The sequence below is a fragment of the Streptomyces sp. NPDC048644 genome, from assembly GCF_043199105.1.
In the GTDB taxonomy this organism is placed as follows: domain Bacteria; phylum Actinomycetota; class Actinomycetes; order Streptomycetales; family Streptomycetaceae; genus Streptomyces.
On record NZ_JBICVO010000003.1, the window covers coordinates 285,091 to 306,704 of the forward strand.

General features: G+C 73.7%; 20 protein-coding genes. 14 read left to right on the forward strand and 6 right to left on the reverse strand.

From position 1 onward, the window contains the following. Positions 1-25: 25 nt before the first annotated feature. From ACGFNI_RS08305 to ACGFNI_RS08315, 3 genes are all read right to left on the reverse strand, one after another. On the reverse strand, positions 26-1,183 hold the full coding sequence (locus ACGFNI_RS08305; RefSeq protein WP_393681766.1) for an acetyl-CoA C-acetyltransferase: 1,158 nt from the start codon (positions 1,181-1,183) through the stop codon (positions 26-28). Positions 1,184-1,216: 33 nt separating this feature from the next. Next, positions 1,217-1,804, reverse strand: a complete 588-nt coding sequence (locus tag ACGFNI_RS08310) for a TetR/AcrR family transcriptional regulator (protein WP_393682189.1) — start codon at positions 1,802-1,804, stop codon at positions 1,217-1,219. A 141-nt stretch (positions 1,805-1,945) separates the two neighbouring features. Further along, positions 1,946-2,740 carry an SDR family oxidoreductase gene (locus ACGFNI_RS08315; protein ID WP_393681768.1) on the reverse strand — a complete coding sequence of 265 codons (795 nt, stop codon included), beginning with the start codon at positions 2,738-2,740 and terminating at the stop codon, positions 1,946-1,948. A gap of 108 nt (positions 2,741-2,848) precedes the next feature. Between ACGFNI_RS08315 and ACGFNI_RS08320 the strand changes: the two genes are divergently transcribed. The 5 genes from ACGFNI_RS08320 (at position 2,849) to ACGFNI_RS08340 (ending at position 8,141) form a co-directional block, all read left to right on the forward strand. After that, entirely contained in the window at positions 2,849-4,018 is a 1,170-nt protein-coding gene (locus tag ACGFNI_RS08320) for an acyl-CoA dehydrogenase family protein (RefSeq protein ID WP_393681770.1), read from the forward strand. An 86-nt stretch (positions 4,019-4,104) separates the two neighbouring features. Beyond that, positions 4,105-5,139 (forward strand): acyl-CoA dehydrogenase family protein, encoded by a 1,035-nt coding sequence (locus tag ACGFNI_RS08325; protein WP_393681771.1) that lies wholly within the window; start codon positions 4,105-4,107, stop codon positions 5,137-5,139. 22 nt (positions 5,140-5,161) lie between these two features. Further along, positions 5,162-6,952 carry an FUSC family protein gene (locus tag ACGFNI_RS08330; RefSeq protein ID WP_393681773.1) on the forward strand — a complete coding sequence of 597 codons (1,791 nt, stop codon included), beginning with the start codon at positions 5,162-5,164 and terminating at the stop codon, positions 6,950-6,952. Positions 6,953-7,080: 128 nt separating this feature from the next. After that, positions 7,081-7,587, forward strand: coding sequence for a MarR family winged helix-turn-helix transcriptional regulator (locus tag ACGFNI_RS08335; RefSeq protein ID WP_393681775.1), 507 nt, complete (start codon positions 7,081-7,083; stop codon positions 7,585-7,587). A 140-nt stretch (positions 7,588-7,727) separates the two neighbouring features. After that, positions 7,728-8,141 carry an SsgA family sporulation/cell division regulator gene (locus ACGFNI_RS08340; protein WP_393681776.1) on the forward strand — a complete coding sequence of 138 codons (414 nt, stop codon included), beginning with the start codon at positions 7,728-7,730 and terminating at the stop codon, positions 8,139-8,141. 32 nt (positions 8,142-8,173) lie between these two features. Here the strand turns inward: ACGFNI_RS08340 and ACGFNI_RS08345 are convergent, their stop codons facing one another. Further along, entirely contained in the window at positions 8,174-8,794 is a 621-nt protein-coding gene (locus tag ACGFNI_RS08345) for a TetR/AcrR family transcriptional regulator (RefSeq protein WP_393681777.1), read from the reverse strand. Between the two features lie 101 nt (positions 8,795-8,895). Between ACGFNI_RS08345 and ACGFNI_RS08350 the strand changes: the two genes are divergently transcribed. From ACGFNI_RS08350 to ACGFNI_RS08360, 3 genes are all read left to right on the forward strand, one after another. Beyond that, positions 8,896-9,435: a PH domain-containing protein gene (locus ACGFNI_RS08350; protein ID WP_393681779.1), complete on the forward strand. Its 540-nt coding sequence runs from the start codon at positions 8,896-8,898 to the stop codon at positions 9,433-9,435. Next, complete coding sequence (locus tag ACGFNI_RS08355; RefSeq protein ID WP_393681781.1) at positions 9,432-11,057, forward strand: PH domain-containing protein; 1,626 nt, start codon at positions 9,432-9,434, stop codon at positions 11,055-11,057. Before ACGFNI_RS08350 ends, ACGFNI_RS08355 begins: the two co-directional genes overlap by 4 nt. 169 nt (positions 11,058-11,226) lie before the next feature. Further along, positions 11,227-11,643, forward strand: a complete 417-nt coding sequence (locus ACGFNI_RS08360; RefSeq protein WP_393681782.1) for an SsgA family sporulation/cell division regulator — start codon at positions 11,227-11,229, stop codon at positions 11,641-11,643. A gap of 59 nt (positions 11,644-11,702) precedes the next feature. Here ACGFNI_RS08360 and ACGFNI_RS08365 read toward each other — a convergent pair whose 3' ends face one another. Next, positions 11,703-12,479: a polysaccharide deacetylase family protein gene (locus tag ACGFNI_RS08365; RefSeq protein WP_393681783.1), complete on the reverse strand. Its 777-nt coding sequence runs from the start codon at positions 12,477-12,479 to the stop codon at positions 11,703-11,705. A 158-nt stretch (positions 12,480-12,637) separates the two neighbouring features. Here ACGFNI_RS08365 and ACGFNI_RS08370 point away from each other — a divergent pair, with 158 nt between their 5' ends. The 4 genes from ACGFNI_RS08370 to ACGFNI_RS08385 all read left to right on the forward strand — a co-directional run bounded on the left by ACGFNI_RS08370 (position 12,638) and on the right by ACGFNI_RS08385 (position 16,061). After that, positions 12,638-13,342, forward strand: coding sequence for a response regulator (locus ACGFNI_RS08370; RefSeq protein WP_393681785.1), 705 nt, complete (start codon positions 12,638-12,640; stop codon positions 13,340-13,342). Next, positions 13,339-14,991, forward strand: coding sequence for an ATP-binding protein (locus ACGFNI_RS08375; RefSeq protein ID WP_393681787.1), 1,653 nt, complete (start codon positions 13,339-13,341; stop codon positions 14,989-14,991). The genes ACGFNI_RS08370 and ACGFNI_RS08375 overlap by 4 nt, the downstream gene beginning before the upstream one ends. Then, on the forward strand, positions 14,988-15,578 hold the full coding sequence (locus ACGFNI_RS08380; protein ID WP_393681789.1) for a hypothetical protein: 591 nt from the start codon (positions 14,988-14,990) through the stop codon (positions 15,576-15,578). Before ACGFNI_RS08375 ends, ACGFNI_RS08380 begins: the two co-directional genes overlap by 4 nt. 81 nt (positions 15,579-15,659) lie before the next feature. Then, positions 15,660-16,061, forward strand: a complete 402-nt coding sequence (locus ACGFNI_RS08385) for a DUF1992 domain-containing protein (protein WP_393681790.1) — start codon at positions 15,660-15,662, stop codon at positions 16,059-16,061. An 8-nt stretch (positions 16,062-16,069) separates the two neighbouring features. On the opposite strand, the gene ACGFNI_RS08390 is transcribed toward ACGFNI_RS08385, so the two are convergent. Continuing rightward, positions 16,070-17,350, reverse strand: coding sequence for a DUF4185 domain-containing protein (locus ACGFNI_RS08390; RefSeq protein WP_393681792.1), 1,281 nt, complete (start codon positions 17,348-17,350; stop codon positions 16,070-16,072). A 154-nt stretch (positions 17,351-17,504) separates the two neighbouring features. Here ACGFNI_RS08390 and ACGFNI_RS08395 point away from each other — a divergent pair, with 154 nt between their 5' ends. Both ACGFNI_RS08395 and scpA read left to right on the forward strand, forming a co-directional pair. After that, positions 17,505-19,385, forward strand: coding sequence for a methylmalonyl-CoA mutase family protein (locus ACGFNI_RS08395; RefSeq protein ID WP_393681794.1), 1,881 nt, complete (start codon positions 17,505-17,507; stop codon positions 19,383-19,385). Further along, the gene (gene scpA, locus ACGFNI_RS08400; RefSeq protein ID WP_393681795.1) at positions 19,385-21,607 is read left to right on the forward strand and encodes a methylmalonyl-CoA mutase; all 2,223 of its coding nucleotides are present in this window, start codon (positions 19,385-19,387) and stop codon (positions 21,605-21,607) included. The genes ACGFNI_RS08395 and scpA overlap by 1 nt, the downstream gene beginning before the upstream one ends. Positions 21,608-21,614 lie beyond the last annotated feature (7 nt).

Below are 21,614 nucleotides of genomic sequence, written 5' to 3' on the forward strand. Positions count from 1 at the left end.
CGAGGGTCGGTCGGCGCCCCTTCGCTCACAGTCGCTCGATCACCGTGACGTTCGCCTGGCCGCCGCCCTCGCACATGGTCTGGAGGCCGTAGCGGCCACCGGTCCGCTCCAGCTCGTGCAGCAGGGTCGTCATCAGCTTGACGCCGGTCGCGCCGAGCGGGTGGCCGAGTGCGATGGCGCCGCCGTTGACGTTGACCTTGGCGGGGTCGGCCCCGGTCTCCTCGATCCAGGCCAGCACGACCGGTGCGAACGCCTCGTTGATCTCGACGAGGTCGATGGCGTCGAGCGTGAGGCCGGACTTCTTCAGCGCGTGGGCGGTGGCGGGGATGGGCGCGGAGAGCATCCGGATCGGGTCCTCGCCGCGTACCGACAGGTGGTGGATGCGGGCGCGCGGCGTCAGCCCGTGCCTGCGCACCGCCCGCTCGCTCGCCAGCAGCATCGCCGCGGCACCGTCGGACACCTGGGAGGAGACGGCGGCGGTCAGCCGTCCGCCGTCGACCACCGGCTTCAGCCCTGCCATCTTCTCCAGGGAGGTGTCGCGCCGCGGCCCCTCGTCCACAGCGACGTCCCCGTACGGCACGATCTCGCGGGTGAAGCGGCCCTCGTCGATGGCGTGCAGGGCGCGCCGGTGGGAGCGGAGCGCGAACTCCTCCATGGCGGGGCGGGAGATGTCCCATTTCTCGGCGATGAGTTCGGCGCCGTGGAACTGGTTGACCGGCTGGTCGCCGTAGCGTGCCCGCCAGCCCGCGCTGCCCGCGAACGGCCCTTCGGTGAGGCCGAGCGGTGCGGCGGCCTGCCGGCTGGCGAAGGCGATCGGGATCATCGACATGTTCTGGGCGCCGGCGGCGACGACGAGGTCCTGGGTGCCGGAGAGTACGGCCTGCGCGGCGAAGTGCACGGCCTGCTGCGACGATCCGCACTGCCGGTCGACGGTGACACCTGGCACCTCTTCGGGGAGCCCGGCCGCCAGCCAGCTGGTGCGGGCGATGTCACCGGCCTGCGGGCCCACGGTGTCAAGGCAGCCCATGACGACGTCGTCGACGGCTGCCGGGTCGATGCCGGTCCTGTCCATCAGCGCCGCCAGGACGTGGGCGCCGAGGTCGGCGGGGTGTACGGCGGCAAGACCGCCGTTGCGTTTGCCGACCGGGGTGCGCAGCGCGTCGACGATGTAGGCCACGGCCATGGCGATCAGGCTCCTTCGCGTGAGCGGGTCAGGTCATTCCCGCAGGGCGATGCCGTCCAGGACCATCGAGAGGTACTGGCGGGCGATCTCCTCCGGGCTGTGCTGTCCGTCCGGCCGGTACCAGCTCGCCGCCACCCAGACGGTGTCGCGGACGAAGCGGTAGGTGAGCCGGATGTCGAGGTCGGTGCGGAAGCTGCCGTCGGTGACGCCCCGCTCCAGCGTGCCGAGCCAGGCTTTCTCGAACTTCCGCTGGGAGTCGGCGAGATAGCCGAAGCGGGGCTGGGCTGCGAGGTGGCGGGACTCCTTCTGGTAGATGGCGACCGCGGCGCGGTGCCGGTCGATCTCCCGGAAGGACTCGGTGACCAGGGCTTCCAGGGTCTCCCTGGGGGCGAGGCCGGCGGCAAGTACCGCGTCATAGCCGTCCCACAGTTCGTTGAGGAAGGTGGACAGGATCTCGTCCACCATCGATTCCTTGGAGTCGAAGTGGTAGTAGAGGCTGCCGGCGAGGATGCCGGCCTCGTCCGCGATGCGGCGGACGGTGGTGGCGTTGTAGCCGTGGGCGGCGAAGACCTCGGCCGCGGTGCGCAGCAGTTCGCGGCGGCGCTCGGGCGAGGCGCTCACGGTCGTCGTCTTCTTCTTGGCTGCCGGGCTCTTCGCGGCCGGCTTCTTGGCGGTGGACACCAGCCCATTGTCGCTCCCGGCCTGTGGGCACGGTCCTGGCCGGTGGCGGCGGGCACCCTGGCGCATGAGGTCATCGCCGTCTCAGGCGTGCTGGCTGCTGACCGGGACGACCTCGCCGGTCATGTACGACGCGTAGTCGCTGGCGAGGAAGACGATGACGTTGGCGACCTCCCAGGGTTCCGCGTAGCGGCCGAACGCCTCGCGGGCGGTCAGTTCGGCGAGCAGGGTGTCGGTGGTGACCTTCGCGAGGTGCGGGTGCATGGCGAGGCTGGGTGACACCGCGTTGACCCGGACTCCGTAGGCGGCGGCTTCCACGGCGGCACAGCGGGTCAGTGCCATCACACCGGCCTTGGCCGCCGCGTAGTGGGCCTGGCCGCGCTGGGCGCGCCAGCCGACGACGGAGGCGTTGTTGACGATGACCCCGCCGGGTGTGCCGGGGTGTTCGCGCATCCGGCGCAGGGCGGTTCTGGTGCAGCGGAAGGTGCCGTTGAGGGTGACGTCGAGGACCGTGTCCCACTGTGCGTCGGTCATGTCGACGAGGTCGGCGGTGCCGCCGAGTCCGGCGTTGTTCACGACGATGTCGAGCCTGCCGTGCCGTTCTTCGGCCCGTGCGAAGAGCGCGCCGACCTGTGCCTCGTCGGTGACGTCGCAGGGCTGTGCGGTGACGTGGGCGGCGCCGAACTCGGCGGCGAGCCGGTCGGCCGATTCGGCCAGGCGGCGCGTGTGGGTGTCGGAGATGAGGACGTCGGCGCCCTCTTCCAGCAGCTTGCGGGCGGTGGCGCCGCCGATTCCTGCGCCGGCCGCCGCGGTGACGACGGCCGTCCGGCCGGCCAGCAGTCCGTGCCCCGGCACATACGAAGGCTTCTCGGTCGTCATGGCCGTACGCTAACCTACCAAACACTTGTTAGGGAACACTCGGCGCCGCACCGGACCCCGCCGGCGACCGCGCGCCCAGGAGCCGATCAGCAGAGAGGCCGCCCGCCGATGGATCTCGAACACACCCCGGATGACGAGGAGTTCAGGCGGACGGCCCGCGCCTGGCTCACCGCGCACGTACCGGCCGCTCCCCTGCCGTCCCTGGAGACCGCGGAGGGCTTCGCGGCCCACCGGGAGTGGGAGCGCACCCTGGCGGCCGACCGGTGGTCGGTGGTCTCCTGGCCCGCCCGGTACGGCGGCCGGGACGCCTCGCTCGCCCGCTGGCTGCTCTTCGAGGAGGAGTACTACGCGGCCGGGGCCCCGGGACGGGTCGGCCAGAACGGCATCAGCCTGCTCGCACCGACCCTCTTCGCGCACGGCACCGAGGCCCAACTCGCCCGCGTCCTGCCGCCGATGGCGGACGGCACGGTGGTCTGGGCGCAGGCGTGGTCGGAACCCGAGGCCGGTTCGGACCTGGCCTCGCTGCGCTCCACCGCCGTGCGGACCACGGGCGGCTGGCTGCTGAGCGGGCAGAAGACCTGGTCGTCGCGGGCCGCCTTCGCCGACCGCGCGTTCGGCCTGTTCCGCAGCCACCCGGACGCGGACCGCCCGCACCGCGGCCTGACGTACCTGATGTTCGACCTCGCGGCGCCCGGCGTGACCGTACGGCCCATCGGACGACTGGACGGCAAGCCCGCCTTCGCCGAACTGTTCCTGGACGGGGTGTTCGTCCCCGACGACGACGTGATCGGCGAGCCGGGCCAGGGCTGGCGGGTGGCGATGAGCACGGCGGGCAACGAGCGCGGCCTCACACTGCGCAGCCCTGGCCGCTTCACGGCAGCCGCCGACCGCCTCGTCGCGCTGTGGAACCACCGCGCCGACCCGTCCGACACGGCGCTGCGCGACCGCGTCGCCGACCTCGTCATCGGGGCCCGCGCCTACCACCTGTTCACCCGCGCCAACGCGGCGCGGCTCGCGGCGGGCGAGGATCTCGGCGCCGAGTCCAGCCTCAACAAGGTCTTCTGGTCCGAGCTGGACATCGCGCTCCACGAGACCGCGCTCGATCTCCTGGGCCCCGAGGGCGAACTCGCCGACACCGCGACCGAGGCCCCCGCACACGGCGGCTGGGCCGACGGCTGGACCTTCGCCCTGGCAGGACCCGTCTACGCGGGCACCAACGAGATCCAGCGCGACATCATCGCCGAACGGCTGCTGGGACTGCCCAAGGGACGGCGGTAGGGCCAGGGGTGTCAGGTGCATCGCCGGACACCCCCGCGCCCGCACCGCCGCCCGCCACGACAACGCAAGGGAAGGACCGGCACCTGATGACTTTTCTTCTCGACGACGAGCAGCGCGAGTTCGGGCGGACGCTGGGGCGGCTGCTGGGGGCCGCGGACACCCCGGCGGTGGTCCGCGCCTGGGCGGGCGGCGACACCGGCCCTGGCCGGAAGCTGTGGCAACGGCTCGCCGGGACCGGTGTGTTCGCGCTCGCGGTACCGGATGAACACGGCGGCACGGACTTCCTTCCCGTCGAACTCGCCGTCACCTTCGTGGAGTTGGGCCGTTACGCGGTCCCGGGGCCGGTGGTGGAGTCGGTCGCCGCCGCCGTCCTGCTGGGGCACCTCGACCGTCCGGAGTCGGCCGCTTCCTGGCTGCCCCGTATCGCGGCGGGCTCCGCCCTCGTCTCGTACGCGGACGCGGCGCACGGCCCGTACGCGCTCGACGCCGACGCGGCCGACGTGACGCTGGCGGTGGCCGGCGACCGGCTGCGGCGCCCGGCGGGGCACGGCGTCGTCCAGCCGTCGCTCGATCCGGCGCGGCGCCTGGCCCGCCCCGCCGGGGACGGCGAGCTGCTGGCGCACGGCCCCCGGGTGACGGCTGCCGCCGCCGCGGCGGCCGACACGGCGGCCCTGCTGACCGCGGCCCAGGCCCTGGGCACCGGCTGCCGCCTGCTCGCCGACACCGTGGACTACGTACGGCAGCGCACCCAGTTCGGCGTGCCGGTCGGCTCGTTCCAGGCGGTCAAGCACCGGCTGGCCGATGCGCTGCTGGCCCTGGAGTTCGCCCGGCCCCTGGTGTTCGCGGCGGCCGTGGCGCTGGCGCGGGCCGCGGACGGTACGGCGTCGCGCGACGTGGCGGCGGCGAAGGCCGCCGCGGGCGAGGCGGCGTACGGGGCGGCGCGGGCCGCGCTCCAGCTGCACGGCGCGGTCGGCTACACGGAGGAACTGGACCTGTCGCTGTGGATCCGCAAGGCGCGGGCACTGCGGACGGCCTGGGGCACGCCGTCACAGTGCCGGGCCCGGGTGCTCGCGGCCACGCAAGGCGGGGTGCCCGCAGCGGGCGATTCTTTTTACTGGTAAAACACCTGTTAACGTTTAGGGCATGGGAAAGCATGCCAGGCCGACGAGGACGTGGGTCACGCACGCGCCGGGAGGCGGCGTGCGCGCCCGGCCGCTGCCGGTGCGCAGCACCGTACGACTGCGCCGGCCCGTCGACATCTGGCACAAGCCCGCGCTCAGCGCGGTCGTCGCGATGGCCGTCCCCGACCTGACGCTGTTCGCGCTGGGCCGGATGGATCTGGTCCTCTACACATCGGCCGGGGCGATGTGCGCGCTGTACGGGCACGGCCTGCCGTACGCGGCGCGGGCCCGCACCCTGCCGTGGGTGGTGGCCGGCATGGTCGCGAGCCTGGGCGCCGCCCTGACGGCCGCGTCCCAGCTCACCTCCACCGCCCTGCTGGTGGTGCTGGCCTCGCTGCTCGCGGCGGTCCACAAGATGGTCTGCGACGCGACCCGGATCGGCCCGCCCGGCAATCTCATCTTCACCTTCATCGCGGCGTCGGCCTTCTTCGTGCCCCAGCGGACGGGCCAGATCCCACTGCACCTGGCGCTGGCGCTGGGAGCCGGTGCGCTGGCCTGGCTGGTCTGCACGGCACCGGCGCTGATCCGGCCGCGCGGCCCGGAGCGCATCGCCACCGCCCGCGCCCTGGAGGCGGCGGCAGCCCTGCTGCGCACGGACCCCGCGGGCGGACCGGCCGCACAGGCACGGCAGGCGACCGCGGGCGCCGTGAACGCCGCCTGGCACACCCTCTTCCTCGTGCCCGCCCGCACCCCCGCCAAGGCCGCCGCACGGACCGGACTCGAACGGCTGCTCATCCGCGCCGAATCGGCCCTGGAAGGCCCGGCCGGTCCCGGCGGCGGCACGGCGGCGGGAGAGGCGAAGCTGCTCGGCGGCTGGGCGCGCGAGGTACGCGGCGGCGGGCCGCTCCCCGATGTGCCGCTCTCGGCGGCGCAGCGCGAGGAACTCGACGGCGTCACCACGGAGTCCGCGGGCCTGGACCCGTATCCGACGGTCCCGGACGGGCCGCGGCGGCCCGCGCCCGGACGGCCGCGCGGATTCCGCGCCCTGGCCGCCGCGCTCGCGCCCGGCTCTCCGCTGCTGCCGGTCGGCCTGCGGGTCGCGGCGGGCTGCGCGCTGGCGGGCTGGGCCTCGATGGCGCTCGGCGTCGGCCACCCCTACTGGGCGGTGGTGACCGCGGCCTCGGTCTTCCAGGCCAACACCACACTGTCCTGGCAGCGTGCGCTGCAACGCACCCTGGGCAATCTGCTCGGGCTGCTGCTGTTCACCGCGCTGCTGCCGCTGATCCACGCCGGCCACCTCACGATGATCGGCCTCGCCCTGCTCTTCCAGCTCGGCGCGGAGGCGTGGATCACCCGCAACTACTGGCTCGGCTCGGTCTGTGTGACGCCCATGGCGCTGCTGCTCACCGAGTTCGGCAACCCGCTGCCGGCCCGCACGCTCGTCGCCGACCGCTGGATCGACACCCTGGTCGGCGCCGTGGTGGGCCTGGCCTGCTGCGTGCTGGTCACCAACCGCCGCGCCACCGACCGGATCCACGGCGCGCTGGACCGCGTCGCCTCGGCCACGGCCACGGCGCAACGGCTGCTCGCCTCGGATCCCGCGCCGGGTGCGGAGGACACGCTGGAGACCGGCTGGGCCCGCGACCGGCTCGCCGCCTGCCTCGCCGAGCTGCGGGAGGCCGTCGACGTGGCGTCCGGCGAGTGGTGGCAGCGCGCCCTCCCGGAAGAGCGGGTCACCCACGCCGAGCAGCAGGGGCACCGCACGCTGGCGCAGCTCGCCCGGCGGCTCGCGCGGCCGGTGCCGGTCGCCTGACCCGTGCGGGCACCCGCGTGCCCGACAGGCACAATTGGGGGACGTACGGCAGCCGAGGACGTACGGCAGGTGTGGGACGTACGGCGGCGGGCGAAGGCTCCGTACGGCAGGCCGAGAGGAGAGCCCGGGTGGCCGAGGACATCGTCGCGGGAGTGCTGCGTCAGTGGCAGCAGGTGCACCCGGGGCTCGACACCGGCCCGATGGCGCTGATCGGGCGGCTCAACCGCTGTTCGGCGCTGCTCCAGCAGGCGGCCGACGCCCCGTTGCGGCGGGCCGGCCTCACCCGCGCCGAGTTCGACATTCTGGGCACCCTGCGCCGGATGGACCGCGAGCTGACACCCGGCCGGATCGCCCGCGAGACCTTCGCGTCCGGCGCCGCCGTCACCAAGCGGGTGCGGCAGCTGGAGACGCGCGGCCTGATCGTCCGCAGGCCCGACGACCGGGACCGCCGGGTCGCCCACCTCTCCCTCACCGACGAGGGCCGCGACGTCATCGACCGGCTGCTGCCCGAGCAGCTGGGCTACGAAGCGGCCCTGCTCGACGGCATCGGCGCTCAGCGGCAGCACCAACTCTCCGACGGGCTCGCCGAGTTGCTGGTCGTGCTCGAAGGGCGGCTTGGCAGCCTGATGGACTGAGCGGCCCGGCCCGGGATTCGCGCCCCGCGCGCACCGCTCCGTGACGCAGCTCACTCAGGAATGCGGCGTAGGGGCGTGACGCGGCGGACACTCGCGCATCGAAGGGACAAGGAAGCGCACCGAACGCAAGGGAGCCGGCGATGCCCACCGTCATCGACCACGCCGTCCAGGCCCGCCTCATCGCGAGCGAGCCACGGTCCCAGCAGATCCCCACGGCGCTGCGTTACGACCCGGCGGACCCCTACGCGGTCCGGGTGGTGTTCCCGCCGCAGGCGTCCCTGGACGGCGCCGAGGTGGCGTGGACCTTCGCCCGCGAGCTGCTGACGGAAGGGCTGCGGGGGCCAGTCGGCGTCGGCGACGTGCACTTCTGGCCCTGCGGGCCGCGCACCGTCATGGCCGAGTTCCACACCGTCGAGGGGGTGGCGATGGTCCAGTTCGAGGCGCGGGATCTGCGGTGCTTCCTGTCCATGGCGTACGGGCTCGTCGCCCGGGGTGACGAGGCCCGGCATCTGGACGTCGACGGCGATCTGGCGGCACTGCTGCGCGAGGCGTAGCCGCAGGTCACGGGCCGGGTGCCGGGAGCGGGTCAGTCCGTGGCGTCCGGTGGCCTGGTGCCGAAGAGGTTCGCCAGGTGCAGGTCGAGGAGCTGGAGCGCCTTCTCGGGCGGGTGGACGTCCAGCAGGACGTAGGTGGCGAGGCCGTCGACGAGGCTGATCAGGAGCATCGCCTCGTCATCGGTGTCCCGGCCGGGCGGGAGTTCGCCGCGCTCCGCCGCGCGGCGCAGCTGGCCGGCGAAGAAGGCGCGGAGGCGGGGGATGCCTTCCTTCGCCTCCGCGCGCAGGCTTTCGTCGTGCACGGCGCGGACGAAGTAGGCGGCGCCGACGAGGAGTCCGGTGCGACTCTTGTCGTCGAGCGGGAGCATGCCCGACAGGCAGGCGCGCAGCACGGCGCGCGGCGTCGGTTCCTCCGCCATGGCGGCGATGCGGTCGCGGATCCGCCGGTCGGCCAGCTCGTTGATGTGCCGCAGGGCGAAGCCGAGCATTTCGTCCTTGGTGCGGAAGTAGTGCTGGAGCCTGCCGAGCGAGATGCCGGCCTCGGCCGCGACATCGCGCAGGCTCGCGCCGTCCAGACCCCGGGTGCTCGCGATCCGCCAGAGCGCTTCGGAGATCTCCCTGCGCCTGGTCTCGTGGTCCACCTTCTTGGGCACCCGCGCCCTCCCTCGGTCACGTCCCCCGCTTTTACAAGTCGCTCGTACCGTTATAACGTACCGCTCTCCAATACGATTGACTTGGAAACGGGGAGCTCGCCGTGCCACCTGCCGTTCCGCCCGCCACCGGGCCCGCCCGCCCGCAGCTGCGCCCACCGCGCCACCGCGTCGATCCCCGCGCCCGGCGCTGGTGGACGGCCCAGGCGCTGCTGACGCTCAGCGGACCGCTGCTGCTCACCGCGCTGGCGCTCGCCACCTGCGCCGTCCTGTTCTTCCCCGGCGCGCTGCCCTGGCTCGGCCCGCTGCTGTTCGTGGCGCTCGTACTGCCCGCCCTGGCATACCTCCTCGTGATGCCGCGGTGGCGGTACGCGGTGCACGCCTGGGAGCTGGGCGACCTGGCCGTGTACGCGTCGGCCGGCTGGTTCCGGCAGCGGCGCCGGATCGCCCCGCTGTCCCGGGTGCAGACGGTCGACACGCTGCGCGGCCCGCTCCAGCGCCGGTACGGTCTTGCCACGGTCACCGTCACCACCGCGTCCACCGCCGGGGACATCACGATCGCCGGGCTGTCCGACGCCGACGCCGAGGCGCTGTCCCAGCGGATCGGCGAGGCCGCGCAGGACATCCGGGGTGACGCGGCATGAGCGGCACCGCCCCCCGGAACCCCGCACCCTGGCGCCGGCTGGACCCGCGCACCCTGCTGGTGCACTGCGGCTGGCTCGCCGCGCCGCTCGGCTCGCTCGGGCTGACCGCGCTGGCCACCGGCGGCCGGATCACCACCGGCGCGTGGATCACGCTGGCCGCCGTCGCCGCCTCCTTCGCCGTCGTCACCTGCGTCGGCCTGATCCGCTGGGCCCGTACCGCATTCCGCGTCACCGACGAGTCGTTCGAGGTGCGCAGCGGGCTGCTGACCCGGCGGCTGCGCAGCGTGCCGCTGCACCGCATCCGCACCGTCGACCTGACGGCCACTCCCCTGCACCGCCTGCTGGGCGTCACCGTCCTGCGGGCCGGCACCGCGAGCCCGTCCGAAAGCGGCGGCGCGCTGTCCCTGGAGGCGCTCACGGTCGCCGCAGCCGGGAAGCTGCGCGCCGAACTGCTCGCGCGCGCGGACACCGGGGCGACCGCGGGCGATCCACTGCTGGCCCGGTTCAGCCCGCGGTGGCTGCGGTACGCGCCGCTGACGTTCTGGGTCGTCGGCGGCGTCTTCGTCGCGGTCGGCACGGTCTACCGGGTGCTGGACGGCATGGGCATCGAGCTGTGGAAGCTCGGCCCGGTCCGGCGCGCGGCCGAGGAGTTCGGCAGCAGCCTGCTGTGGCTGACGATTCCCGCGGCCCTGCTCGCCGTCCTCACCGCCGGCGCGATCGGCGCGACCGCCCTCTACACGGAGAACTGGTGGAACTACCGCCTGGAATGGGCGGATTCACGCACCTTGCGCATACGGCGGGGGCTCTTCACCACCCGCGCGGTCACCATCGAACGGGCCCGGCTGCGCGGCGTGCTGCTGCAGGAGCCGCTGCTGCTGCGGGCCGGCGGCGGCGCACTGGTCCGGGCGGTCGCGGGCGGCCTCGGCAACCGCGAGGAGAACCGCAGGCGCAGCGCGGTACTGCCGCCCGCGCCCCGCCCGGTGGCGCTGCGGGTGGCGGGCGGCACCCTGCGCTCGCCGTTCCCCGACCCGGAGTCCGCCGCGGATGCGCCCGGCGCGGAGAGGTCGGGCGCGGAGAGGTCAGGACGGCCCTCGCCGCCCGCCGCCGTTCCCGCCCGGCCCGTCCTGGCGCGGCACCCGCGGGCCGCGCTGCGCAGGCGGCAACTGCGGGGGCTGCTGTGGGCGGTGCTGCCCGGCGCCCTGGTGCTCGCCGGGTCGGGCCTGGCGCTCGCCGGGGCGGACCTGGCCTTCGCGCCCGTACTGCTGCACGCCGCCTGGATCTACGCCGCGGTGACCACGCCGGCCGTGCTGTGGCTGGCCCGGGACGCGTACCGCAACCTGGGGCACGGGGTGCACGGCCGTCATCTCGTCGTCCGCTCGGGCACGTTCAGCCGGGACACCCTCGCGCTGGAGCGCGCGGCCATCGCGGCGTGGACCTTCACCAGTACGCCGGCCGGCCGCCGGTCCGGCCTGGTGACGCTGACCGCGGCGGTGGCCGCAGGTGAGGGCGGGTACCGCATTCCGGATCTCGCCGCGGCGGACGCACCGGCCTTCGCCGCGGACACGGCGCCGGGCATCATCGACGCGTTCCTGCTGCACCCGGACCGGCCCGCGGACGGCTGACGCGCGGGCCGGTGAGCGGTTTCCCGGCCCCTGCGGTTACCCCGTTCCCCGGCGTCGATTCGTCCCATGACGCAGATCACACACCTGTCGCGTGCACGACGAGCCCGTCCCGACCGTCCTAGAGGGTGAGCCGTGCCCATGAACCGACAGCCGTGAGGGAGCAGCCGCGATGCCCACCAGTGTCATCGACCAAGCCGTACAGGTCCGTCTCATCGCGACCGCGCCCGGCCCGCACGCGGTACCGGCTGTGCTGCACTACCAGCCCGCCGACCCGCTCGCGGTCCGGATGTCGTTCCCGCCGGAGATCTCCCTCGACGGCGCGGCGGTGGACTGGGCGTTCGCCCGCGAACTGCTGGCCGAGGGGCTGCACACCCCCGCGGGCCGGGGCGACGTACGGGTGCGGCCGTACGGCCCGGAGCGCACGGTCATGGAGTTCCACGCGGACGAGGGCGTCGCCATGGTGCAGATGAGAACGGCCGATGTGCAGCGCTTCCTCGCCCGCTCGTACGCGGCGGTTCCCGCGGGGCAGGAGCAGGCGCATCTGGACGTCGACGGCGGGCTCGCCGCGCTCTTCGGCGCCGCGTGAACCGCCGCGGGCGGGCCACCGGCTCCCGCCCGCGGCGGCCCGGCACCGCGGCCGGTCCCTCAGCGCTGCGGGAAGCCGAAGCCGTAGCCCTGCTGCCGCAGCTCGGACAGCAGTTGGTCCAGGGCCACGACGGTCCGCGACCGGTCGCCGCCGCCGTCGTGGAAGAGCACCGTCGGCCCGTTGGGCAGCTCGCCGCGCACCGTCGCCTCGATGGTCGCGACGCTGCCGCCCTCGAAGTCCTTGCTGTCGATGTTCCAGCCCAGCGGGCGCATCCCGTGGCCGGCCGCCAGCTTCCGGCTGTACGGCGTGAACGCGCCGCCGGGGGCGCGGTAGTAGTCGACCCGGGTGCCGCCCGCCGCGTCCTCGATCATCTTCTGGGCGTCGAGTATCTGCTGCGCCTGGTAGCTCTCCGGCCGGTGGTCCATGCCGGTGTTGTGGCTGATGGTGTGGTCGCAGAGCCGGTGGCCCGCGGCGACCACCTGCTTGACGAGGTCGGGATGGGCCTTCGCCTGCGGCCCGATCATGCAGAACACCGCGGAGACATGGTGCTTCTTCAGGACCTCCAGGACCTTCGGCGTCCACACCGGGTCGGGTCCGTCGTCGATGGTGATGTTCAGGCTCCGCCCCGGACGGTCCGACGCGTGCACGATCGACGGGTCCACCTTGCGGGTCTCGGGCTGCGCGGCCTTCTGCCTGCCGGTGTCGACGCTCTCCGCCTGGGCCGTTTCGGAGCCCCCCAGCTGCGTGAAGGTGAGCACCCCCGCGACCGCGAGCGCCACCACCCCCGCCGCGGCTGCTCCGATGATGCTGCCTTCGACCCCGAAGCGCCGTGCCATGTCGATCCCGTCCCTCGCGCTGTGTTCATGTCCGTGTGCGGTCCGGCGGCTCCGCGTGCTGCCACCCACGCGCCGCCCTGCACTACGACAGATGCGCTGGAAACCGGTCAGGATGCTCCTGTTACCGATCCATCATGAAAGTTATTGATACTGGGCCCATGCCACGTGTACTTCTGATCGAGGACGACGCCGCCGTACGGGACGGAGTCTCGCTCGCGCTGCGGCGGCGCGGCCACGAAGTGGCGGCTGCGGGCAGTGGCGAGGAAGGGCTCGACGTCCTGCCGGGATTCCGGCCCGACATCGTCCTGTTGGACCTGATGCTCCCCGGCAAGGACGGCTTCGAGGTCTGCCGGCTGATCCGCGCCGAGCGGCAGCTGCCGATCATCATGCTCACCGCCCGCGGCGAAGACCTCGACGTGGTGCTCGGTCTGGAGGCCGGCGCCGACGACTACATCGTCAAACCGGCACGCGGCGAGGTCCTGGAGGCCCGGATGCGCGCGGTGCTGCGGCGCACCGCGCTGCCCGCCGACGGCAGCGCCGCAGCCGAGACCGGTCACGCCCCCGTCGAGTCGTACGGCGAGCTGGCGATAGACCGCGCGGGCCTGGTCGTCGCCAAGAGCGGCCAGGATCTGGCACTCGCCCCCTCGGAGATGAAGCTGCTGCTGTTCCTGTCCGCCACACCCGGCCAGGTCTTCAGCCGCCAGCAGCTCCTGGAGCACGTCTGGGAGCACAGTTACCACGGTGACGCGCGGCTGGTGGACGCCTGTGTGATGCGGCTGCGGACGAAGATAGAGGACACCCCGCGCAGCCCCCGCTACGTCCAGACCGTGCGCGGCTTCGGTTACCGCTTCGGTCCCCTGTGAGGCGCCCCCGCAGGCTCGTACCGCCCCGCTCGCTGCTGCGCGGCCTGCGGGCCAGGCTCGTCGTCGCCTTCCTGCTGGTGGCCGCCGTCAGCGCGCTGACCACCGCAGGTCTGACGTACCGCGAGGCCCGCAACGCCATCCTCCAGCGCTCCCAGGACATCGCGGTCAACGACCTGCGCGCACAGATCAACTCGCTGGCCCCCGAACTCGCGGTGCCGCCCGCGCGCGCGGACCTCGACTCGTTCCGGGGGCAGCTGGAGCGGTCGGGGAAGTCCCGCGACTGGGACATCTCGGTGCACTACCGCGGCGCGCCGGACGGCGGCGCGTCCCCGCTGAGCGGCAGCGTCGTGGTGCCGGCCGACCTGCGCAAGTCGGTCGAGACCCGCCATGTGCCCGCCTTCCAGCGCGTCGACCGCGGCGGCGATCCCTGGCTGCTGATCGGCATGCCGGTGCGCCAGACCGACGGCCGGGCGTCCGCGCTGTCCGTCTACGCGCAGCTGCCGCTGAACGCCGAGGAGGCCAACGTCGAGGCGCTGGTGAGCGCGGCGCAGCGAGGTGCGCTGCCGGTGCTCGCGCTGTCCGTGATCCCCGCGCTGCTGGCCGCCCGGGGCGTGCTGCGTCCCGTACGGGGGCTGCGGCAGGCGGCCGGGCGGCTCGCCGAGGGGAAGCTGGACACCCGCTTGGAGGTCAAGGGAACCGACGAACTCGCCGATCTTTCCCGGTCGTTCAACGACATGGCGGCGAAGCTGGAGGAGAACGTGGCGGAGCTGCGGCGTCTTGAGTCCAACTCCCGGCGGTTCGCCGCCGATGTGTCGCACGAGCTGCGGACACCGCTGGCGGCGATGACCGCGGTCACCGACGTGCTCGACGAGGACGCCGACGCGCTGGACCCTGACACCGCGTCCGCCGTGCGGCTGATCAGCCAGGAGACCGGGAAGCTGGCGCGCATGGTGGAGGACCTGATGGAGGTGTCACGGTTCGACGCGGGGGCCGCGGCCCTGCACCCGGACGAGGTGGACGTGGCCGAGACCATCCGCAAGACCTTGCAGGCACGCGCCTGGCAGGACCGGGTGACGGCCGACCTGCCCGCCGCCGTGCGCGCCCGTCTTGACCCGCGGCGGCTCGACGTGGTGGTCGCCAACCTCGTGGGCAACGCCCTGCACCACGGCGGCGATCCCGTGCGGGTGCGGCTGTACGCCCCGGCGCCCGGGGACGACCTCCTGCGCATCGAGATCGCCGACAGCGGCCCCGGCATCGACCCCGAGGTGCTGCCGCACGTCTTCGACCGCTTCTACAAGGCCGATTCGGCCCGCGCCCGCTCCGAGGGCAGCGGCCTCGGGCTGGCCATCGCGCAGGAGAACGTCCGGCTGCACGGCGGCTCGGTACGGGCGGCCAACTCCCCCGAAGGCGGCGCGGTGTTCACCGTGGAACTGCCCCGGCACGCGACGGACGAGGACACGCCGGACGAGGAGGCACCGGACGGACACCCGGCGGACGGGCACGCGGCGGCGGATACCGGCACGGAGGCGGAGGCGGCCGGGCGGCCCGCGGCGCCGTCCACGACGGAGCCGGAGACCGCAGGCACCGGGGACGCGCCAGGACCGGCCCCCGCACGCCCCGGCGTCACAGGGAAGAAGGCCACCGCATGAGGGCGCCGCGCTCCCTGCGCACCGTGGGGATCACACTCGGCGGGCTGCTGCTGGCCGGCTGGTCCGCAGCCGCGCTGTCCGGCTGCGGGATCGCGCCGACCGACGTCATCGACGCCGGAGCGCCCGCCGCCGGGGTGAAGGCACCGGGCCGCCCGGACGCCGATGTCCAGCTCTTCTTCTACGGGCCCGCGGGGCTGCGCTCGGCGACCCGTCCGGCGAAGGAACCTGTCGACCCGCAGCAGGCGATCGACCTGCTGCTGGACGGGCCCAACCACGCCGAGCGGCAGCGCGGACTGACCAGCGTCCTGCCCAAGCTCTCCGACCGGCCGACCGCGGAGACCGGCGCCGGAAAGGTCGACATCGCGCTGCCCGTGACCCCGCGGAAGCTGGACACCGCGTCGCTGAGCCAGCTGGTGTGCACGGCGGCCAACGCCCGGATCCCCGGCGACAAGCCGCCGGGTGAGGTCATCGTGAACCTGACCGGCTCCGGTGACCGCGTCGGCCCGATGGTCTGCGGCGGCAACACCGCGTTCCCGGTGCTCCAGCCGACCCCGGCAGCGAGCTCGCCGCCCGCCTCGTCCGAATGAGGCGCGCGCTACCGTGAAGACAGGCACCCGCGTGCCAAGGAAAGGTCCGGCAGGCCCCTGAACCTTCGGGAGATTCACGCGATGACCGAGCGCAAACCACCCGGCGTCAGCTTCGAGTCCTGGATCGACAAGCAGATCCGCGAGGCCCAGGAACGGGGTGACTTCGCCGAACTGCCCGGCGTCGGCAAACCCCTCCCGCACCTCGACCAGCCGTACGACGAGATGTGGTGGGTCAAGGACAAGATGACCCGCGAGAGCCTGTCCTACCTGCCGCCCTCGCTCGCCCTGCGCAAGGAGGCCGAGGAAGCGGATGAGGCCGCGGCGAACGCCCCCACGGAGGCGGCGCTGCGGCGCATCCTCACGGCCGTCAACGAAAAGATCCGCGCCGCCCTGCGCACCCCGCTCGAAGGCCCGCCGCTCCGGCTCACACCCTTCGACATCGACGCACGGGCCCGCGCCTGGCGGGAGCGGCACGGCAAGTAGCGGGCGGGTCAGGGGCCGGCCGGTCCCAGCCGCACCCGGAGGAAGCGCGGCCGGTAGAGGCCGACGTTGTCGTTGAGGCGGCTGTCGGGCGACTCGCCTGGCGGGCCGATCCAGTTGATGTCGTAGCTGAGCAGCAGCTGCCCCGACGCGCTGAACTCCGGGTGTGCCTGCGGGTTGTAGACCGCGGTGTACCTGGGGTCGGCGCCGGGCGGGCGGGGCGGCGCGATGCGGCCGTTCGGGCCGTGCCAGGGGCCGTGCGGCGAGCAGGCCCAGTAGCTGGTGAGGTCCGACAGGCCGGCCGCGCCTGTCCCCCCGGTGTCCATGGTGACCAGCACCCAGGTGGCGCCGTCGCGCACCACGGTGAACGAGCTGCCCACCCCGCGCCGCCCGCCGTCCCGTAGCACCGGCGCCGCGCTCCCCGGCCCCCGCGCCCAGTGCGCGCCGTCCCAGAACCGCCAGGCGGCGCGGTCGGCGAGGCGCCCGTCGGGCACCCGCGCGAGGTAGGCGCTGGAACCCGGCACGGACGGCGGGTCGTCGCCGCCGAAGACGTACGTCCAGCCGCCGTCGCGGACCGCCGCGGTGCCGTAGAGGACCCGCTCGGCGGGGTCGGCCACGGCGCGCTGGCCGACGGTCTCCTTGATGCCCTCCAGACGCAGGCCGGGGAGGGAGAGGGTGGCGACCTCGGTGCCGCGCGGCTGCCCGAAGACCCAGGGCCCGGTGCCGGGGGCGCGGTCCCACAGCAGGACCCGGACGACCTTGTCGGCCGAGCCCGGCGCCCTGGGCTCCACGCTCGCGTGCACCGGCCAGCGCCAGCCGCCCCGCGGGTCGGGGAAGAAGGGCCCTGGAGCCGCCCCGCCGCCGGTCAGCGTCCGCTCCAGGTGCCCCGAACGGTCCATCACCACCACGGAGTTGTGCCGCAGGAAGGGGGTGCCGCCGTGGTCGGCCGTGCGCCAGGAGTACGGCTCGCCGCGGGGGTTCGGCGGCGGATGCACCCGGTCGAGGTAGGTGTCGGAGAAGAACCACAGCGTCCGCCCGTCGGGCAGCCGCAGCGAGTGGGTGCCGTCGCCGCCTGTCCAGTCGTCGGCGGGGGTGTCGTGGTCGCCGTAGCGGGCGAACTCCCCGGTGCGCGCCGCGTCGGCCGACCAGGAGGCGAGGGAGCGTCCCGCGCAGGCCGCGTCCCGCTGCCGTGCGGCTCCCGGCAGCGCCCGCGCCAGCGCCGCGACGGCGGCGAGCAGGGCGAGGGCGAGGAGGGCGACGGTCACCCGGCGCACGGTGGTCGTCCTGGACATTCCGCTCCTCGGTCGGGTGCCGCGCCCACCGTACCGGCCACCTCGGGGGCCACGGACGCGCGTTCCGGAGTGCGGACCGGCACCAGGTCAACGAGTGCAAGGTCACAGCAGGAGCCTCTGCTCCAGCTAACGGTCGTTCGCCTAGCCTGCTGCCATGACCGCCGAGTCCCCCGAACTCCCCCTGGCCGCCGCATTCCCGGACGCCGACCGTGCGCAGTGGCAGCGCCTCGTCGAAGGCGTGCTGCGCAAATCGGGTGTCACCCCGACGCAGGACGCCCCCGACGACGTCCTCGCCACCGACCTCCAGGACGGCATCCGCGTCCGCCCCCTGTACACCGCCGATGACGGCGGCACGGCGGGCGGCTACCCCGGCTTCCCCCCGTTCGTACGTGCCGGCCGCCCGGAAGGAACCACCGCGTCCGGGTGGGACGTCCGCCAGCGGCAGGCGTACACCGATCCGCGCCGCGCCAACGCCTCGGTACTCGCCGACCTGGAGAACGGCGTGACGTCCCTGTGGCTGACCGTCGGCGCCGACGGGATCCCGGTGGCCTCGCTCCCCCAAGCCCTTGACGGCGTCTACCTGGACCTGGCCGCGGTGGCGCTGGACGCGGGCGCGGACTTCGCCGCCGCCGCCGATGAACTGTGGCGGCTCTACGGCACCGCGGGGGTGCCGCTCGGCGCCGCGACCGGCACGCTCGGCGCCGACCCGCTGGGCATCGTCGCCCGCGGCGGCAGCGACGCGGCCCTGGACGCGCACCTGTCGGCCGCCGCGGAACTCGCCGTGCGCTGCGCGGCACAGGCGCCCGGCCTGCGGGCGCTGTCCGTGGACGCCCTGCCGTACCACGAGGCGGGCGGCTCGGCCGCCGAGGAGCTGGCGTGCTCGCTGGCCACCGGCGTCGCCTATCTGCGGGCCCTCACCTCGGCGGGCATGGACATCGACGCCGCCTGCGGCCAGCTGGAGTTCCGCTACGCCGCCACCGCCGACCAGTTCCTGACCATCGCCACGCTGCGCGCCGCCCGGCGGCTGTGGGCGCGGGTCGCCGAAGTGTGCGGCGCCTCGCCGGCCGCCCGCGCGCAGCGCCAGCACGCGGTCACCTCGTCGGTGATGATGACCCGTCGCGACCCGTGGGTGAACATGCTGCGCACCACGGTCGCCGGGCTTTCCGCCGGAGTGGGCGGCGCGGACGCGGTGACGGTGCTGCCGTTCGACGCGGCGCTCGGTGTGCCGGACGCGTTCGCCCGCCGGATCGCCAGGAATACCCAGTCGGTGCTCCTCGATGAGTCGCACCTGTCGAAGGTCATCGACCCGGCGGGCGGCTCCTGGTACGTCGAGAAGCTGACGGACGAGCTGGCCCGCGCGGCCTGGGCCTGGTTCCAGGAGATCGAGGGTGCGGGCGGCCAGGCCGCGGCCCTGCGGTCCGGCGCGGTGTCAGGCCGGCTCGCGGCGACCTGGGAGCACAGGTCCCGCGGGCTCGCCACCCGCCGCGAACCGATCACCGGTGTCAGCGAGTTCCCGCACCTGGCCGAACCTCCGGTGCACCGCGACCCGGCGCCGGTTCCGGCCCGCGGCGGGCTGCCGCGGGTGCGCAGGGACGATGCGTACGAGGCACTGCGGGCCCGTTCGGACGCGCATCTGGCGGCCACCGGGTCGCGCCCGAAGGTGTTCGTCGCGGCGCTGGGTCCGGCTGCGGCGCACACCGCACGGGTGGCGTTCGCCGGCAATCTCTTCCAGGCGGGCGGCATCGAGACGGTGCAGGAACCCCCGTCGGTGGACGCGCAGTCGGTTGCCGCCGCGTTCGCCGCCAGCGGCGCCCGCATCGCCTGCCTGTGTGCGAGCGACGCGCTCTACGCCGAGCAGGCGGCCGGTGTCGCGGCTGCGCTGAAGGCGGCGGGGGCGCGGCGGGTGGTCCTGGCGGGCAAGCCGGGCGAGTTGCGCGAGGAATTCGGTAAGGCAGGCGTGGACGCGTACGTCTTCGCGGGCTGCGATGCGGTCGAGGCCCTCACCTCGGCCCTGGATGTCATGGAGGTGGCGTGATGGACGGCACGACGCAACAGGCGGGCGTCATCCCGGACTTCAGCGGCGTGGAACTCGGCGACGCGGGCGCCGCCGGCGACGCCGCGCAGTGGGCCGACGCGGTGCAGCAGGCCACCGGCAAGGGTGTCGACGACCTGACCTGGGAGACGCCCGAGGGCATCGACGTCAAGCCGCTCTACACGGAAGCGGACCTGGCGGACGTGGACTTCCTGGGCACCTACCCGGGGATCGCGCCGTATCTGCGGGGCCCGTACCCGACGATGTACGTCAACCAGCCGTGGACCATCCGGCAGTACGCCGGCTTCTCCACCGCCGAGGAGTCCAACGCCTTCTACCGCCGCAACCTCGCGGCGGGCCAGAAGGGCCTGTCGGTCGCCTTCGACCTGCCCACCCACCGCGGCTACGACAGTGACCATCCGCGGGTCACCGGCGACGTCGGCATGGCGGGTGTGGCGATCGACTCGATCTACGACATGCGGCAGCTCTTCGATGGCATCCCGCTGGACAAAATGACGGTGTCGATGACGATGAACGGCGCGGTGCTGCCCGTTCTCGCCCTCTACATCGTGGCCGCCGAGGAACAGGGCGTGCCGCCCGAGAAGCTGGCCGGGACCATCCAGAACGACATCCTCAAGGAGTTCATGGTCCGCAACACCTACATCTATCCGCCGCAGCCCTCGATGCGGATCATCTCCGACATCTTCGCGTACACCTCGCAGAAGATGCCGCGCTACAACTCCATCTCGATCTCCGGCTATCACATCCAGGAGGCGGGCGCGACGGCCGACCTGGAGCTGGCGTACACCCTCGCCGACGGCGTGGAGTACCTGCGCGCGGGCATGGCGGCCGGCATGGACGTGGACTCCTTCGCCCCTCGCCTCTCCTTCTTCTGGGCGATCGGCATGAACTTCTTCATGGAGATCGCGAAGCTGCGCGCGGCCCGGCTGCTGTGGGCCCGCCTTGTCCAGCAGTTCGACCCGCAGAACCCCAAGTCCCTTTCACTGCGCACCCATTCGCAGACCTCGGGCTGGTCGCTGACGGCGCAGGACGTCTTCAACAACGTCACGCGCACATGCGTGGAGGCGATGGCGGCGACCCAGGGCCACACCCAGTCGCTGCACACCAACGCGCTCGACGAGGCCCTCGCCCTGCCGACGGACTTCTCCGCCCGCATCGCCCGCAACACCCAGCTCTTCCTCCAGCAGGAGTCGGGCACCTGCCGGGTCATCGACCCGTGGGGCGGCAGCGCGTACGTCGAGAAGCTGACCCACGATCTGGCGCGGCGCGCCTGGCAGCACATCGAGGAGGTCGAGGCGGCCGGCGGCATGGCGAAGGCCATCGACGCGGGCATCCCGAAGCTGCGTGTGGAGGAGGCCGCGGCCCGCACCCAGGCGCGGATCGACTCGGGCCGGCAGGCGCTGATCGGCGTCAACAAGTACCGGGTGGAGACCGACGAGGAGATCGACGTCCTCAAGGTCGACAACTCCGCGGTGCGCGCCCAGCAGATCGACAAGCTGCGGCGGCTGCGCGCGGAGCGCGACGAGAGCGCGTGCCAGGACGCGCTGCGGGCGCTGTCCACGGCCGCGGCGTCCCCGCCCGGCGACGGCCTGGAGGGCAACCTGCTGGCGCTCGCCGTGGACGCCGCCCGCGCGATGGCGACGGTCGGCGAGATCTCGGACGCCCTGGAGTCGGTCTACGGACGGCACTCCGGCCAGATCCGTACGATCTCCGGTGTGTACCGAGACGAAGCGGGCCCCTCATCCGGTGTCGAGCGCACCCGCGGTCTGGTGGCCGAGTTCGAGCGCGCCGAAGGCCGCAGGCCGCGCATCCTGGTGGCGAAGATGGGCCAGGACGGCCACGACCGCGGCCAGAAGGTGATCGCCACCGCCTTCGCCGACCTGGGCTTCGACGTGGACGTCGGCCCGCTGTTCCAGACCCCGGCCGAGGTGGCGCGGCAGGCGGTGGAGGCCGACGTGCACATCGTCGGGGTGTCCTCGCTGGCGGCCGGCCATCTGACGCTGGTGCCCGCGCTGCGCGAGGCGCTGGCGGCCGAGGACCGCGAGGACATCACGGTCGTGGTGGGCGGGGTGATCCCGCCCCAGGACGTGCAGACGCTGCGCGACATGGGCGCCGCCGCGGTCTTCCCGCCCGGCACGGTCATCCCGGATGCCGCGTACGACCTGGTGAAGGACCTGGCACAGGTCCTCGGCCACGAGCTGTGAGCCGGTG